Origin of the sequence: Nodosilinea sp. P-1105, from assembly GCF_012911975.1 — a bacterium.
Lineage (GTDB): Bacteria > Cyanobacteriota > Cyanobacteriia > Phormidesmidales > Phormidesmidaceae > Nodosilinea.
Map to the genome: position 1 here is coordinate 19934 of NZ_SMDQ01000062.1, position 14023 is coordinate 33956.

General features: G+C 53.3%; 13 protein-coding genes and 1 pseudogene. 6 read left to right on the plus strand and 8 right to left on the minus strand.

Annotated elements, in window-relative coordinates:
* Window positions 1–90 precede the first annotated feature (90 nt).
* Window positions 91–1017, minus strand: a complete 927-nt coding sequence (gene crtB / locus E1H13_RS20725; RefSeq protein ID WP_169616223.1) for a 15-cis-phytoene synthase CrtB — start codon at window positions 1015–1017, stop codon at window positions 91–93.
* 494 nt (window positions 1018–1511) lie between these two features.
* On the opposite strand from crtB, the gene glyA reads away from it, so the two are divergent.
* Both glyA and E1H13_RS20735 read left to right on the plus strand, forming a co-directional pair.
* Window positions 1512–2795 carry a serine hydroxymethyltransferase gene (gene glyA / locus E1H13_RS20730; protein ID WP_169616225.1) on the plus strand — a complete coding sequence of 428 codons (1284 nt, stop codon included), beginning with the start codon at window positions 1512–1514 and terminating at the stop codon, window positions 2793–2795.
* Window positions 2796–3076: 281 nt separating this feature from the next.
* Entirely contained in the window at window positions 3077–4135 is a 1059-nt protein-coding gene (locus E1H13_RS20735) for an MraY family glycosyltransferase (RefSeq protein ID WP_169616227.1), read from the plus strand.
* 6 nt (window positions 4136–4141) lie between these two features.
* On the opposite strand, the gene E1H13_RS20740 is transcribed toward E1H13_RS20735, so the two are convergent.
* On the minus strand, window positions 4142–5791 hold the full coding sequence (locus E1H13_RS20740; RefSeq protein WP_169616229.1) for a glycosyltransferase family 39 protein: 1650 nt from the start codon (window positions 5789–5791) through the stop codon (window positions 4142–4144).
* 197 nt (window positions 5792–5988) lie between these two features.
* Between E1H13_RS20740 and E1H13_RS20745 the strand changes: the two genes are divergently transcribed.
* From E1H13_RS20745 to aroQ, 3 genes are all read left to right on the plus strand, one after another.
* Window positions 5989–7239: a competence/damage-inducible protein A gene (locus E1H13_RS20745; RefSeq protein ID WP_169616231.1), complete on the plus strand. Its 1251-nt coding sequence runs from the start codon at window positions 5989–5991 to the stop codon at window positions 7237–7239.
* 146 nt (window positions 7240–7385) lie between these two features.
* Window positions 7386–7517, plus strand: a complete 132-nt coding sequence (locus E1H13_RS27755; RefSeq protein ID WP_256378542.1) for a hypothetical protein — start codon at window positions 7386–7388, stop codon at window positions 7515–7517.
* Between the two features lie 30 nt (window positions 7518–7547).
* Complete coding sequence (gene aroQ, locus E1H13_RS20750) at window positions 7548–8006, plus strand: type II 3-dehydroquinate dehydratase (RefSeq protein WP_169616233.1); 459 nt, start codon at window positions 7548–7550, stop codon at window positions 8004–8006.
* Window positions 8007–8010: 4 nt separating this feature from the next.
* Here aroQ and E1H13_RS20755 read toward each other — a convergent pair whose 3' ends face one another.
* A complete protein-coding gene (locus tag E1H13_RS20755; RefSeq protein ID WP_169616235.1) occupies window positions 8011–8601 on the minus strand; it encodes an SH3 domain-containing protein in 591 nt (196 codons plus the stop codon).
* Between the two features lie 136 nt (window positions 8602–8737).
* Between E1H13_RS20755 and E1H13_RS20760 the strand changes: the two genes are divergently transcribed.
* Entirely contained in the window at window positions 8738–9631 is an 894-nt protein-coding gene (locus tag E1H13_RS20760; RefSeq protein ID WP_169616237.1) for a CPBP family intramembrane glutamic endopeptidase, read from the plus strand.
* 493 nt (window positions 9632–10124) lie between these two features.
* Here the strand turns inward: E1H13_RS20760 and E1H13_RS20765 are convergent, their stop codons facing one another.
* The 5 genes and pseudogenes from E1H13_RS20765 to E1H13_RS20785 all read right to left on the minus strand — a co-directional run bounded on the left by E1H13_RS20765 (window position 10125) and on the right by E1H13_RS20785 (window position 13688).
* Window positions 10125–11690 (minus strand): ABC transporter substrate-binding protein, encoded by a 1566-nt coding sequence (locus E1H13_RS20765; RefSeq protein WP_169616238.1) that lies wholly within the window; start codon window positions 11688–11690, stop codon window positions 10125–10127.
* Between the two features lie 100 nt (window positions 11691–11790).
* Window positions 11791–12236: pseudogene (locus E1H13_RS20770) on the minus strand (HNH endonuclease signature motif containing protein).
* Window positions 12237–12464 (minus strand): hypothetical protein, encoded by a 228-nt coding sequence (locus E1H13_RS20775; RefSeq protein ID WP_169616240.1) that lies wholly within the window; start codon window positions 12462–12464, stop codon window positions 12237–12239. It abuts the pseudogene before it with no gap.
* A 70-nt stretch (window positions 12465–12534) separates the two neighbouring features.
* Window positions 12535–13281, minus strand: coding sequence for a hypothetical protein (locus E1H13_RS20780; RefSeq protein WP_169616242.1), 747 nt, complete (start codon window positions 13279–13281; stop codon window positions 12535–12537).
* An 89-nt stretch (window positions 13282–13370) separates the two neighbouring features.
* Window positions 13371–13688, minus strand: coding sequence for an RNA-binding protein (locus tag E1H13_RS20785; RefSeq protein WP_169616244.1), 318 nt, complete (start codon window positions 13686–13688; stop codon window positions 13371–13373).
* Between the last annotated feature and the right edge of the window lie 335 nt (window positions 13689–14023).

Consider the following 14023-nt stretch of genomic DNA (forward strand, 5'->3'; position numbering starts at 1 on the left):
AGGAGGGGACAATGAGTTTGCTTGTACAGAAAATTTTCTTACCTTGAACTCAGGTTGCTGGCCTCTGCCTTTCTGCCGTAAGTCCAATGCTTACAGCACTCTTGCTTTGAGCAAGGTGCCCGGCAGAGTCAGCAGCTTGCGCACCGACGGCACATAAGCCCGTTTGGTGAACACGTCGTAGTCGTTTTCTTCAATCACGTCCAAAATCTTGCGGTACAGGGCCAGGGCCGACCATACCGGCCAGCGGGCATCATCGCTGAGCAAGCCAATCCCGGTCTCGGCCTCGGCATAGAACTGGCGAGCTCGCTGAATTTGAAAGGCCATCAGAGCCCGCCAGCGATCGTCTACCACCCCGGCCATCAGGTCGGCCTCGCTGTAGTCAAAGGCGGCTAAATCATCCAGGGGCAGGTAAATTCGGCCCCGGCGAACATCTTCCCCCACATCGCGCAGGATATTCGTGAGTTGGTTGGCAATTCCCAGGGCGATCGCCTGCTGGGTGGGGTCTAGGGTCTCGGGGCGATGCCAGGGAGCCGTTTGCAGTTGGGTGTCAACTCCCATCACCGTCGTCGACATTAGCCCCACCGTACCGGCCACCCGATAGCAGTACAGTTCAAGCTCCTCAAAGGTTTGATAGCGAGACTGATGTAGGTCCATACGTTGACCAGCAATCATATCTCGAAAGGGCTGAATATCGAGGGGAAACTGCTCTAAGGTATCCACCAGCGCCACATCTTCGTCATCCACCGGGCAGCCAGCAAAGATCGACTCCAGCTGAGCCTCCCAGCGATCAAGGGTTTTTTCGCTGGTGAATTGCGCTTGGGGGCCATCAACCAATTCGTCCGTTCGGCGACACCACACATAAATGGCCCAAATGGCTCGGCGTTTGGCCGGGGCCATCAGCATGGTGCCCATGTAAAACGTCTTGGAATACTTTGCTGTGACGCGACGACACAGCTCGTAAGCATCCTCAATGGAGGATAACGATTGAGCGGGGGGGGAATCAGTCAGTTGCAGCATCAATGTCCCAAACTGGAGAAGGTAAATCTCAAACCGACCACAGGCGAATCTGCTTAACCTAGCCTCTCACAACTGCACCCAACTTTGGCAAAACAGTCGAAATTGGCCTAATGCACCCGAGATTACACTGCCGTCGGTGGTTGACGCGATCAAGGCGATGATTTGGTCAAGCACGGGTATAGCGTAACCACCTCCTTTCAAAACCAGGGGTTAAAACCAGAGGATACTGCTACTACTGACTGCTATTCACAGCTTGGCAAACCTGCTGATACTCAGCAGTGTAGCCATATCGCTATCCATCCCTTAAGGGAAAATCGCATTAAAGCGACGCCTTAATCTCCTAAGATTATATGTTGCAATCTGTAACATTTTTCTGCAAGTTCAATCAAACTCATCAATTCTTAGGGATCCATGGCAGGTCAGTACCCAAAGACCGGCTAGCCCGGATAAGATAATAGACTGCATGAGTACTAACGGTTGCCGGGAGCCCTGCTGTGCCTCAAACTAACTTCGACTTTCTACTTCAGACTGATCCACAACTGGCTGACATAATGCAGCGCGAGCTGCAACGGCAGCGCCAGCATCTGGAGCTAATTGCCAGTGAAAATTTTACGTCTCCAGCCGTCCTTGCGGCCCAGGGGTCAGTGTTGACAAATAAATATGCCGAAGGGCTACCTGGAAAACGCTATTACGGTGGTTGTGCGTTTGTCGACGAAGCCGAACAGCTGGCCATTGACCGAGCCAAAGCCCTGTTTGGGGCGGCCCATGCCAATGTGCAACCCCACTCCGGGGCTCAGGCTAACTTTGCGGTGTTCCTGGCCCTGCTGCAACCAGAGGACACCATCATGGGCATGGACTTGTCCCACGGGGGGCACCTGACCCATGGATCGCCGGTGAACGTCTCGGGTAAATGGTTCAAGGTCTGCCATTACGGGGTTAACCGTGAGACCGAACAGCTGGACTTTGACCAAATCCGTGCCCTAGCCCTAGAGCACCGCCCCAAGCTGATCATCTGCGGCTATTCCGCCTACCCCCGCACCATCGACTTTGAGCAGTTCCGGGCGATTGCCGACGAGGTGGGCGCTTACCTGCTGGCGGACATCGCCCACATTGCTGGGTTGGTCGCCGCTGGCTATCATCCCAACCCAGTGCCCCACTGTGACGTGGTGACCACCACCACTCACAAGACCCTGCGCGGTCCCCGGGGTGGCCTGATTCTCACCCGCGATGCCGACCTGGGCAAAAAGTTTGACAAGGCGGTCTTCCCTGGCTCCCAAGGCGGTCCCCTGGAACATGTGATTGCGGCCAAAGCAGTGGCCTTTGGAGAAGCTCTCAAGCCTGAGTTCAAAACTTACTCGGCCCAGGTGATTGCCAACGCCCAGGGGCTAGCTGCCCAGCTCCAAAGTCGGGGCTTTAAGGTGGTGTCTAATGGCACCGATAACCACCTCGTGCTGGTGGATTTGCGCTCCATTGGCATGACTGGCAAACGGGCCGATCAACTGGTCAGTGGTGTCAACATCACGGCCAACAAAAACACGGTGCCCTACGATCCTGAGTCTCCCTTTGTCACCAGTGGTCTGCGGTTGGGCTCGCCAGCGATGACCACTCGGGGCTTGGGCCGTGATCAGTTTGCCGCGATCGCCGATATCATTGCCGATCGCCTACTGAACCCCGACGATGCAGTGGTGGAGCAGCAGTGCCTGCAACGGGTGGCTGACCTCTGCGATCGCTTTCCCCTTTACGCTCACCTCGGTGGCCTGGTGCCAGCCTTAGTTTAGAAGGAGAGCTTCAGGGGGTCATATCCGGAAGCAGGCCCCGCTCCTCGTCACCCAATACCACCCTTTATTTCTAAAACTCCATGCCGACTTGCAGAAACTTCAAGTTTAAGCTTTGATCATCTGTCATAATCTGCATGGAGTTTTTGGCTATTTTGGGGAAATCAGCTTATCCTATGGACTGCTTTGGGCTGATTCTCATAGCGCTGTTTCATTCGATAGCTACCTTCTGCGGTTAGCCACTGGTCTGGGTATTCGAGGAGTGTCTCCATACAGGGGTTCTGATGCCATTTCAGCTATATCACTTTTTCGCCTTTGCGGTTTCTGCGGCGGTCGTGCTGTTTACTACCCCGATTGTGCGACGCATCGGCCTCAAAAGTGGTCGGGTCGACCTGCCGGGAGACCGTAAAGTTCACAAGGCTCCCATGGTCCGCCTAGGGGGTGTTTCCATTTTTTTGGGCACATTTACGGCGCTCCTGCTGGTGTGGGCAACGGGGGGCTTTATTGATGCCGGTGGGGCCCACCTGGCGCCCCCTGAAGAATTTCAAATTTGGGGGGTCACCATTGGTGGCCTGGCTTTTTTTCTGATCGGTCTTACCGATGATCTATTTGGCCTGTCTCCCCTAAGTCGATTAGTAATGCAGGCCATTGTCGCCTCCATTGCCTGGCATGTGGGGGTCAGCATCGATTTTCTTACCATTCCATTTTTAGGGTTGACCCAACTGCCGGATGTGATTAGCTTGCCCGTAACCGTTATCTGGTTGGTGGGCATGGCCAACGCCATCAATTGGATCGACGGTCTAGATGGCTTAGCCGCTGGTGTGTCTGGGATTGCGGCCATGATTATGCTGGTGGTGAGCTTGTTTATGAATCAACCCGCCGCCGCCTTGATTGCCGCCGCGCTAGCCGGTGGAGCCCTGGGCTTTTTGCGCTACAACTTCAACCCGGCCAAAATTTTCATGGGGGATGGGGGAGCTTATTTTATGGGGTTTACCCTGGCCGCAGTCGGAGTAATTGGCCTGGTGAAGACGGTGACGACAGCGGCGGTGCTACTGCCGTATCTGATTTTGGCCGTGCCCATTTTAGATATGTCAGCGGTCATTTTCGATCGCATTCGCTCCGGCAAATCTCCCTTTATCGCTGACAAACGCCACTTGCACCATCGGCTGCTGAATGCCGGACTCTCCCATCGGGTTACGGTCTTATTTATCTACATTTTGACCCTGTGGGTAGGCAGTTTGGCCCTAGCCTTTGCGGGCATGCCCAGCGGTATCGCCTATGCCCTGGCCACGACTGCCCTTTTGAGCTATACCGGCTGGCGCATTCGGCAGCGGGCTCGCTAGCACAGCCTATGGACCATAGGGATACTCATAGGGCTGCTGAAATCCATTCGCCCGGTAAACATATAAGGTCTCGGTGACCACACCACCCCGCCGCAGCGACAGCGTGGTCAGCGGTTCTATGGCGTCAAATAAAGGGGTGTACTGGGCGATAATCGCCGGATCGTCGACAAACCGCTCCAGGGTGATGTAGAAAGCATCTTGGCCCAGCCACGGCCTCTGATCAAACCAAAAGGCAAATCCCCGTGGGTCTTGGCTAAAGGCGGTAATCGGTAAATCGTACAGTGGGTGGATGGCCATGCCCAGGTAACCCCCCAAATAATATTCGTTAGTAAAAATAAAATCCACTTCCCCTAAAGCTGTCATTAGGGCTGGGTCAGCCGCGATGAGCTGGCGCATTTGTCCGGTATCCAGCAACTCCGTAGACCCATCCTGGTCCACAGGCACCAGGCCGCCAAACGGAGCGTAACGGCTGGGCTGCTGCAAAAAACCCAGTTGTAAGTGCAGCATCGCCACCACAGACAGGGCCACCAAAAACCACCCAGAGCCCCAGAGCCAGCACCGAATTATCCGGGGCCGCTGGCGCTGCCAGATCACGGCCTGCTGTCCTAGCAGGATGGCCACCCCCCAGTACCCAGGAGCGGGCCAGGCGGGTAAAATCTGTTGCTGCCCCCCCAACAGGGTGAACAGCAGCATAATCGGCAGCGACAGCCATAGGATTAGGGCGTCTTTAGCTAACTCACCTTTAGTCAACTCAGTATCGGGATGGACCGTTGTGAGCAGGCGCAGGTGCCCCAAACGCAGGCTTTTGCGGGCGGTCACCCACCACAGGGGAAAGCCAAACAAGGGAAATAAATAGGCGATGGAAATCAACCAGTACCCCACCATCTGCTCCAGGCTAAAGGGGGAGCTCTCCTGGGGACCGTCAAACCGCATACCCAGCTGAAACCGAAAGGAAATCCAGTCGTGCTGGCTGTTCCAATACCACAGGGGAAACAGGGTGATCACGAACAACCCCAGGGCCACAACCGTCCAGGGCGATCGCAGGGCCGAGCGATAGGGGGCACAGGCCAGACAAAAACCCACCAAGCTCAGCCCTAGCACAAACCCGTGGTACTTACTCAGGCAAGCTAACCCCACCCATAGTCCTAGGAGGGCAATGCGCCAGGTGGGATGGTAAGGTGCATTGCTGCCGCCATCCCGTCCCTGGGGAAAGAATTCCCAGGCGGCGGTAAGCAGGGTGGCACTCCAAAATAAGATCAAGCCGGTGTCGGGGGCGGTGAGAATGCCAAAACCAATGGTGAACAGAGGGATCAGGGTGACGAGGGCCACGGTCATCACCCCCACTGCGGCGGCATACAGATAGGTGGCCGTTAAATACAGCAGCCCCAGGCTGAGGCAATACAACCCTAAAGCCCCCAAGCGGATAGTCAGGGGCGAAATCACCCCTGTCAGCCACCAGCCTAGGCCCGTGGTCCAGGCGACAATTGGGGGGTGGTCAAAATAGCTCCAGTGCAGGTGGCGGCTGTAGAGGTAGTAGTAGGCTTCATCAAAGCCAGGGAAGAGCCAGATCGCCACCAGGGTGCGATAGATTAGGCCGCCCAGAATCAGGATCACTAGTCCCGATGACCAGCGGCTACGTCGCCAACTAAATTTCATAGCAAAGTGATAGCACGGCTGTATCAGCCCTTAAGCGATAATGGCACTGGCTAGTATTGTCCCATCTTGTGCCCAGGGACTTACATCTCCATCAACCCCCATCGCCAGCCGGTTGCACACAGCTCTATGGGCTGTGCCTGGCCATCATCCTGGATAAAGTATTAGCTGGCCCTCTCTAAAGGATATACACCCCACCCATGAACAACAGCGCAGAAGTGATTTGCGTCGGCTCGGAACTACTGCTGGGGGATATTCTCAACAGCAACGCTCAATTTCTGGCTAAAGAGCTAGCCGCTCTGGGCATTCCTCACTACTTCCAAACGGTGGTGGGGGATAACCCGGAGCGGATTAAGCAGGCCGTGGCGATCGCTTGCGATCGCGCCCAGCTTTTACTCTTTACCGGTGGCCTCGGGCCTACCCCCGATGACCTCACCCTGGAGACCCTGGCTGACTTTTTTGGGGCTCCCCTGGTCGAACATCCCGAACTGGTGGCTGACATTGAAGCGAAGTTCATCAGCCGAGGTCGGGTCATGCCCCCCAGTAACCGTAAACAGGCTCGACTTCCCCAGGGGGCCGCTGTCTTGCCCAACCCCCAGGGCACTGCGCCGGGGGTAATTTGGCACCCCCGCCCAGGGCTGACGCTGATGACCTTTCCGGGGGTACCCCGGGAAATGCAGGCCATGTGGCAAGCCACATCGGCCCCCTATCTCCATCAACAGGGATGGGTGAACGCCACCCTGGTCAGCCGCATGCTTCGGTTTTGGGGCATTAGCGAATCGGCCATGGCAGAACGGGTGGCTGACCATTTACAGTTGGGCAATCCCACGGTGGCCCCCTACGCCAGCCACGGCGAAGCTCGGCTGCGGATTACGGCCAGAGCCGAATCAAAGGCGGCAGCCCTAGCCTTAATCACCCCCGTAGAACAGGCCATTCGGGTCCTAGTGGGGGATGACTGCTATGGTACAGACGACGACACCCTGGCCGCGGTGGTAGGGCAATTATTAGGCCAACGGCAACAAATCTTGTCCGTGGCCGAATCCTGTACCGGGGGAGGGCTGGGTCAGATGCTGACGACGGTGGCGGGCAGTTCGACCTATTTTCGGGGGGGCGTAATTGCCTATGACAATGGGGTCAAAACAGCCCTGCTGGGGGTAGAGAGTACGGTACTAGCCACCGAAGGGGCCGTCAGTGCCCCTGTGGCTGAACAAATGGCGCTGGGGGTACAGGCGCAGCTGAACACAGACTGGGCCTTAAGCATTACCGGCATTGCTGGTCCTGGGGGTGACACCCCCACAAAGCCCGTGGGCCTGGTGTATATTGGCCTGGCCACCCCCGAACACAAGGCGCTGAGCTTTAAGCATGAGTTCACAGGGTTTCGGGGCAGAGACTGGGTGCGTCATCTCAGCGCCTGTTCGGCCCTGGATCACTTGCGCCGTTGCTTACTGTAACTAGTCCCTTGATCATTTTCGTCAATTCGTTATGATGGGTACACGCATAGTTGCAATCCTGTAAATGGATCTGGTATTCGTCGTGCAGATAGTGCTGCACAGAGGCGTGGCCAGAGTAGCCAATGCCAGTAAGGAGTTTTGCTCTAATGGACTACATTGAAAAGGTTCTAGAGAAGCTGGGCGAGTGGATCGACAAAGTGATCGATGCCCTCTTAGGCCCTGAGCCTCAGCAAGAGCCTGACATGATTCCCATTCCTGTGGATGAGCCTAGGCGGTAAACTGGTTAGGCCGCTCAAGAGAATACACTTTTGTTTCGGATTCAGATCATTCATGGGCCGAACCTAAATATGCTGGGGCTTCGAGAGCCTGGTATTTATGGTCGCCAAACTCTGGAGTCTATCAACGCTAGTCTCGGTCAGGAGGCTAGCAATCTTGGTGTGGCTCTTTCTGTTTTTCAGTCCAACAGTGAAGGGGCGTTGGTTGACTGTATTCAGGCTACATTTGGGCACCAGGATGGTATTTTGATTAATCCCGGAGCCTATACCCACACCAGCGTGGCGATCAGAGATGCGATCGCAGCGGTTGGGTTGCCCACAGTAGAAGTTCACCTCAGCAATATTCACCAGCGAGAGACTTTTCGTCACCACTCTTACATCGCGGCTGTAGCCGTTGGCCAAATCTGTGGGTTTGGAGCAGACAGCTATCGGCTAGGCCTGCACGCTCTGATTAAGCACCTAGAGATTAAGCACTTAGAGAAGAAGACTTGAGCCATCATTCCTTCACAAAGCAATCAGCGATCCAACCGACTTGATGACTGTCTAGTTGATTGCTCGATTGGGGTTCGCTAGACACGGCCAGAGGTAACTCGTTTCTCGCCTCATACCAAAACACACCATCCGCAAATACGGTATGCCCGGTTAACTGGACCGGATCACCAGCCAGAACCACCCCCAGAATGGCGGCAGCATTCAGGCTAGGGGAGATGCGGAAATTGGCTCCCCCTGTTACCGTGCCATTACACATATTAGTAATCAGCACTTGCCTGATCGACTCGTATTCGATCGGTAAGTAGTATCTTTGGGTGTCATGGACTGTCTGTTCAGCCGGGTCTTTGGGAGCAACAGGACTTGGCTGGTTATTGTTATCTTCTTCTACAGACGGCCATCTATCTGGGAGTTGTACGTTTACCTGAGGACTGAGATCTAGCAGTTTGTCAAACAAGGTAAATGACAAAGCAACTGATACAGAGAAGCTGATTGCAGTGACTTGAAAAAACTGGACGACGGTTAGATTCGGGGCGCTTGGCTCAGGTTTTTTATTGGGCACCAAGTACGTTTCTAAATGCTTATCCTCAGGAAACATAGCTTAAAAGTCCTAGGGGCAGATGCTTTTCCTAGTAATATATCTATATTGTTTCCAGGTTATTCGTGATCTGTATCACACCTGTCAAGGCAAGCGGACATTATGTCCCATGTCGTAAAACTGCTTAACAAAGCTTATGGTACATCAATATTTAGACTTAGTGCATCAAGGCAAGAATGAGTGGTGGCGCTACCTCATCTCTGTTTTGATCATTCTGTTCTTCTACCAGGTGATTGGGCCGATTCCTCTGATTGTTTTAGGGATTACCCTAGCCTTAGATGAAAACCCAGACACTGATTTTGATTTAGCAACACTCCAGTTCGATGGCATCAATCCTATTTGGGTTTATCTGGCCATCAATTTTATCTTTATTGCCTTATTAATTGGCCTATGGATCGCAGTCCATTTTATCCATGGGCGACGACTGATGACCCTGGTAACACCAGTCGAGTCCATTAATTGGAAGCGAGTTGGCCAGGGGTTTGGGCTTTATCTGCTGCTTTATGCTGTCGTCAACCTGATCAGCCTCGCGATCACAGGTCGCGAAGTGGCCGTCACGTTTTCACCAGGCCAGTTCCTTGTGTTTCTGCCCCTTGCCTTGATTTTGACGCCCATTCAAACCACCGTAGAAGAAATGTTATTCAGGGGATACTTCATGCAGGGCATTTCCCTGAAAATTAAGCATCCCTGGGCATTGATTGTGATCACGTCTTTACTCTTTATGGTGCCTCACCTACTCAACCCAGAGGTGGAAGCTGGCTTTGTGCCCATGGCAATCCTTTACTTTTTGGTAGGGGCTTTTCTGGCATTCATAACTATCAAAGATAAGTCTCTAGAACTTGCTATTGGGTCCCACGCCGCCAACAACTTATTCATCGCCCTGTTTCTTAACTACGAGAATTCTGCCCTGCCGACTCCTTCCATTTTAACGGCAGCTGAAATTATTCCCCTGTCTAGCTTGATTAGTTTCTTAGTGGTTTCTTCTATCTTTTGTGTTAGCTTTTTTGGCCGTAGATCTGCGCAGTCATAGGCCAAACTGGGGCAGTAAGGCAGAGATGAAAAGACAAAAGGCAGAAGGGTATCCTGCTCTACATCAAGGTTTATGTTGACAGAAGTAGGTGGGTTACTTCTGCTATGGAGTATTGGCACCATACTAGTGGTCTGTCAAGACTAAAAATTAGGGTAAGTGCTTTGCAAAAGCCTTTTAATCTTCACAACACTCTGGACAGTTTCTGAGAGCCAACGGTAGAATGCGGGGCTCGACCCTCTCTCGAGGTGGTCTGGTCAACGAGAAACCAAGGGTTTCAGCGCTTACTAGGAAAAATGTCTGGACTATTGCTTCAGAGAGGTTGCTTCAACACATCAGGACCTTTCATCCCCTCCCACGGAGGGATGCCCGGAGGGCGGGGGGGCTTTTCGGGCTTGCTTGACCCATTCCTACCCCTCCAAAGGAGTGGATTTCGGACCTTGATGCCACCAAATCTCTACATCTGGAAACCCTAAATTCAAGTCTTGACGCTGCACTAGGGCAGAGGGACAAAGTCGAAGCCAGCCCCTGAGCGGCTGCCCGGTTCTACGCTGACCAGCAGCACGGTGGTATTGCGATCGCCGGAGGGTAAAAAGCTAATGGGTCCCGTGGAGCCATTAGCCGTAAACCCCTGACCCGCTAGGGCTTGGCCCAGGGCCGCGCGGCCCTGGGCCCCCATGGCCGGGGTTACATTCCCCGCCGAGCGCGCCGAGCGCAGGGCCTGAAAGGCGTCATAGCTGAGGGCGGTGCGCCAGTTGATATCGCCCCCCCATAGACTGGCTGCCGTTTGGGCAAAGGGTGGGGTTGATTTGAGCGGGTGCCAGGGTACCGTCACCACAGCGCCATCCAGGCTATTGCCCCCCCGCTCCAGGGTTTCAATCCGGTAGAAGGCATCCCCGGCGAGCACAGGTAGCTGGCCCTGGTTGACCTGGGCCACTGCGATCGCGGCGTCAAAGGTAGCTGAGTCCGGCAGCAGCACCACGGCATCGGCCCCGCCATTCTGGAGCTCGGTGGCTGGGTTGCCCTGGGAGAGATCCACCAGCTTAGCCACCTGTCCCCCCTCCAGGCCCAGGGTGGTGGAAAAAGACTCTTGCAGCGATCGGCTGTAGGAACTTTGAGGGTTATAGAAAATAATCGGGCGACTCTGGCCCTGGGCTAGCATGTGGCGGGCCAGGGTTGTCCCTGTGAACTGGTCGCTGGGAATCACCCGAAAGATAAAGTTGCTGTCATCTCGGGGCAGACTAGCCAGCTCCGTGGTGGTGCTGGTGGGGGCAATCATCGGCAGTTGGCCCTGCTGGTAGATGGGGGCAGCGGCCAGGGTGGTGGTGCTGGTGCCGTGGCCGATCACACCGACAATGGTGGGGTCTTGCACCAGGGCTCGGGCGATCGCCTCTGCCTGGCCCACATCGTTGCGATCATTGGCAATCAGTACCTTGACCGGCACCCCTGCCTGAATGGCCTCCTCCTGGGCCTGGGCGACGCCCCGCAGTAGCTCGCGGGCGGCGTTGGGCGTATCGCCAATGGGCACAATGGCGGCAATTCCCAGGGCCGGTGTATCCCCTAAACGGGCATTGTTCAGGTAAATCATGGCTTCAGGGTCATTGCGCACCGCCTGGCGGGCGGCCTCGAAGCGGCTGGCGGCGGTGTCATAGTCCCCGGTGGCAAAGGCGGCGGCCCCGGCTTGGAGGTCAGCATTAGGGGCATCGGTAAACAGAACGCGATCGCCCCAGCTTAGAGCATTACCGATGTTTCCGGGCTGGCTAGGGGGTGCGGTAGGGGACGCAGGGGTAGCGTCCCCATTAGGGCTGACGGTGGCATCCGCTGACGTGGTGGGCGCTGAACTCTGGATGGGGGACTGGGGGGTGCGATCGCGGATGAAAGCATGATAGCCCGTAAAACCCAGGGCTCCCAAGAAGAGTAACGCCCCCACCCCAGCGATTACCGGAGCCAGGGACTTGTCTTTTTTCAGCGCCTGGCCGCAGATCTCACACTTTTTGGCAGTAATGGCGTTTTCTTCGTAGCCGCATTTTGGGCAGGTGACGTGGTTGAAGGTGTCAGTCATGGCACATGGGTGGCTGGGTAGGGAGTGGATGAGTAAAACTTTAAATTTGAATCGAAGTACTATAAGGAAAGATGCGATATCTATAATTCACTTATTGAAGTTAAGATTCAACAGCATCATTGGATGGTGGATGCCAGCCGCCCTGCATCCAAAGGCGGCGGACTTTAACAATCGCTCCTTCATTATGCCCTTGATCATTCAAATCCAAACGATCGCAGGTTGCACGACCAATCGGTGTCTTGCCTCGAATTAATAGACCTCCCTTTTCCCAAATAAAATGCTCATTCCACTCGTGCGATCGGGGGTTAAAAAACTGAGTAGGAGCTGAGATTCTGGATCGGTACCTTCTGTGAAGTTGTAACGATAGCTGTTACACCGTTGACAAGCTAAGGCTAAGCTTTCTAAGGTACCTGTTCCTCCAAGCGATCTCGGCTGAATGTGGTCAATTTCAAACCGTGCCGCACTGGCATCCTCAGAGGAGTGACAGTATTCGCATAAATATTGAGCTCGCTCTCGAACTTGCCGCCGAATCTCTTTTGAAACCATCTATGCAGACTCAGTGATGATTGTGGCATTCAGCAGCGTGAAGATGCGATCAAGTTCCAGAATCCCAGTCAACTCTACTGCTTCATCAGGTGTCAAACGTGACTCTCGCTGCTGCTCATTCAAGCTTTCCAGCCTATCCTGAAGGTCTTCGCTAAATTTAAAGAGAAATAGCCCGCGTACTGACTTAACCTGAATGCCAGCATCAATAAACGAGGAGGGTTGGATCATTAATTGTGCATTCGTATATTTACTGGGAATACTTACGACAGAAATTGCGATCGCTCCTCCATCAAGACGGCTAGGGAAAAAATCGAGGATCAGGTTTCATTAATTTTTGAATGATGTTGAGCATATTAGCGTCCCTATTACCCTTCCAGCGCTCTAACAACTCTAGCTGTCTTAGCTTCAAGGAAACTTCTAGTGGCTCAATGCCGTCCTCATAGAAATTTGTCGACATTTCTTCTACCTCTGCCAGAGGTGCTTGAGCCTGCTGTTCTATCCAGGCTAGGGCTTCTTTCCTGCGGATTCCAAGGTTTTCCTCTTGTTGAAGCTGTTCAATGCCTGCCATTAGTGTTTCTGCGGGACGAACAACATTATCAACATCAAAGAAGGTATCTGGAGACTGCTGGATTAGCTGCCGAGTGTTTTCTTGAGTTACCTCAAACAACTTATTCACGATTCGCAGATTGGTCACCTTAGCTGCGCGTCGATTAATTCGTTTATCAAAGAACTCAATCGCTTGAGTAGCTCGTTCCACCGATCGCAAATCCAAGAGCATTTGATTATCACTGCGAAAGGTAAAAGAACCGATGACAACAGGCCGAATTTTCTTGGGTAGTTGGCTGTGAGGCTTTCCCAATCGTAATTTCCTCGCTTCGTGCTCAAACAACCAAACCCAACGGTTTTGCGTACCGTCAAATTCTACACAGCGAAGTTTCTTGAAAACGCCAAGAACAGTCGCTTGATTAAAAACTTGGTAGTAAACCCTTACGAGTTGAAACAGCTCGCCAGTCGTAGTGTATAAAGGTGGTTGTGGGTTGGTCATAGGTAGCACTTCCCAAAAGCTGGACGGAATAACTTAAAATTTCGGCTCCTGTCATGCTGGCTGTTACTATGCCACATTGCTAGCACTCATTAAGAAGCAAAAGCAGGAGACTTGAGGGGGACAAGGGCTTTGTGTAAAACGCTGGGCTTTGCATTCAAATAAATTTCACGGTGGTTGCTTTCGTTGTAACCAACTACAACTGCACCTACAATTTTCCCGATTTCTGGATACATCGACTCACTCATCTCTCCTTCATCTAGAAAATCAGGAATTCTGATTAATCCTTTTGCTGGAGATTCATCAATTTTCAGAAAAACCCCAAAGGGCGCATGAAACTCAACTTTGCCTTGCACAAACTGACCTAGCTTATATTGAGATTTAACTTTTTCCCAACTTGTGATATCCATTCTGATCACCGTGATTTAAGGACTCGTGGAAATTGATTAAGAATGGGAAGGAGATCTTGAGGGATGACGACCTCAATTCTTCTGAGACCGTCTTTTTCATCATAGCAATACTCTAATGGCTTGAAATACTGCTCGTATGTCTCCCGATCAATCATTACTTCAAGGATACCTTGCTTGTAGCTTTGGTTGAACTCTTCGGCGATGCTTCTATCATTAGGACCAGCAAAGTAGCATTTGCCATCGAAGTATGGGGGATTGGGAGCACTCCACAAGGCGGGACGTTAAGGGGTTAATTGTCGTGTATCAATAGATACTTGTAAAGAAAAGCTCTGCGG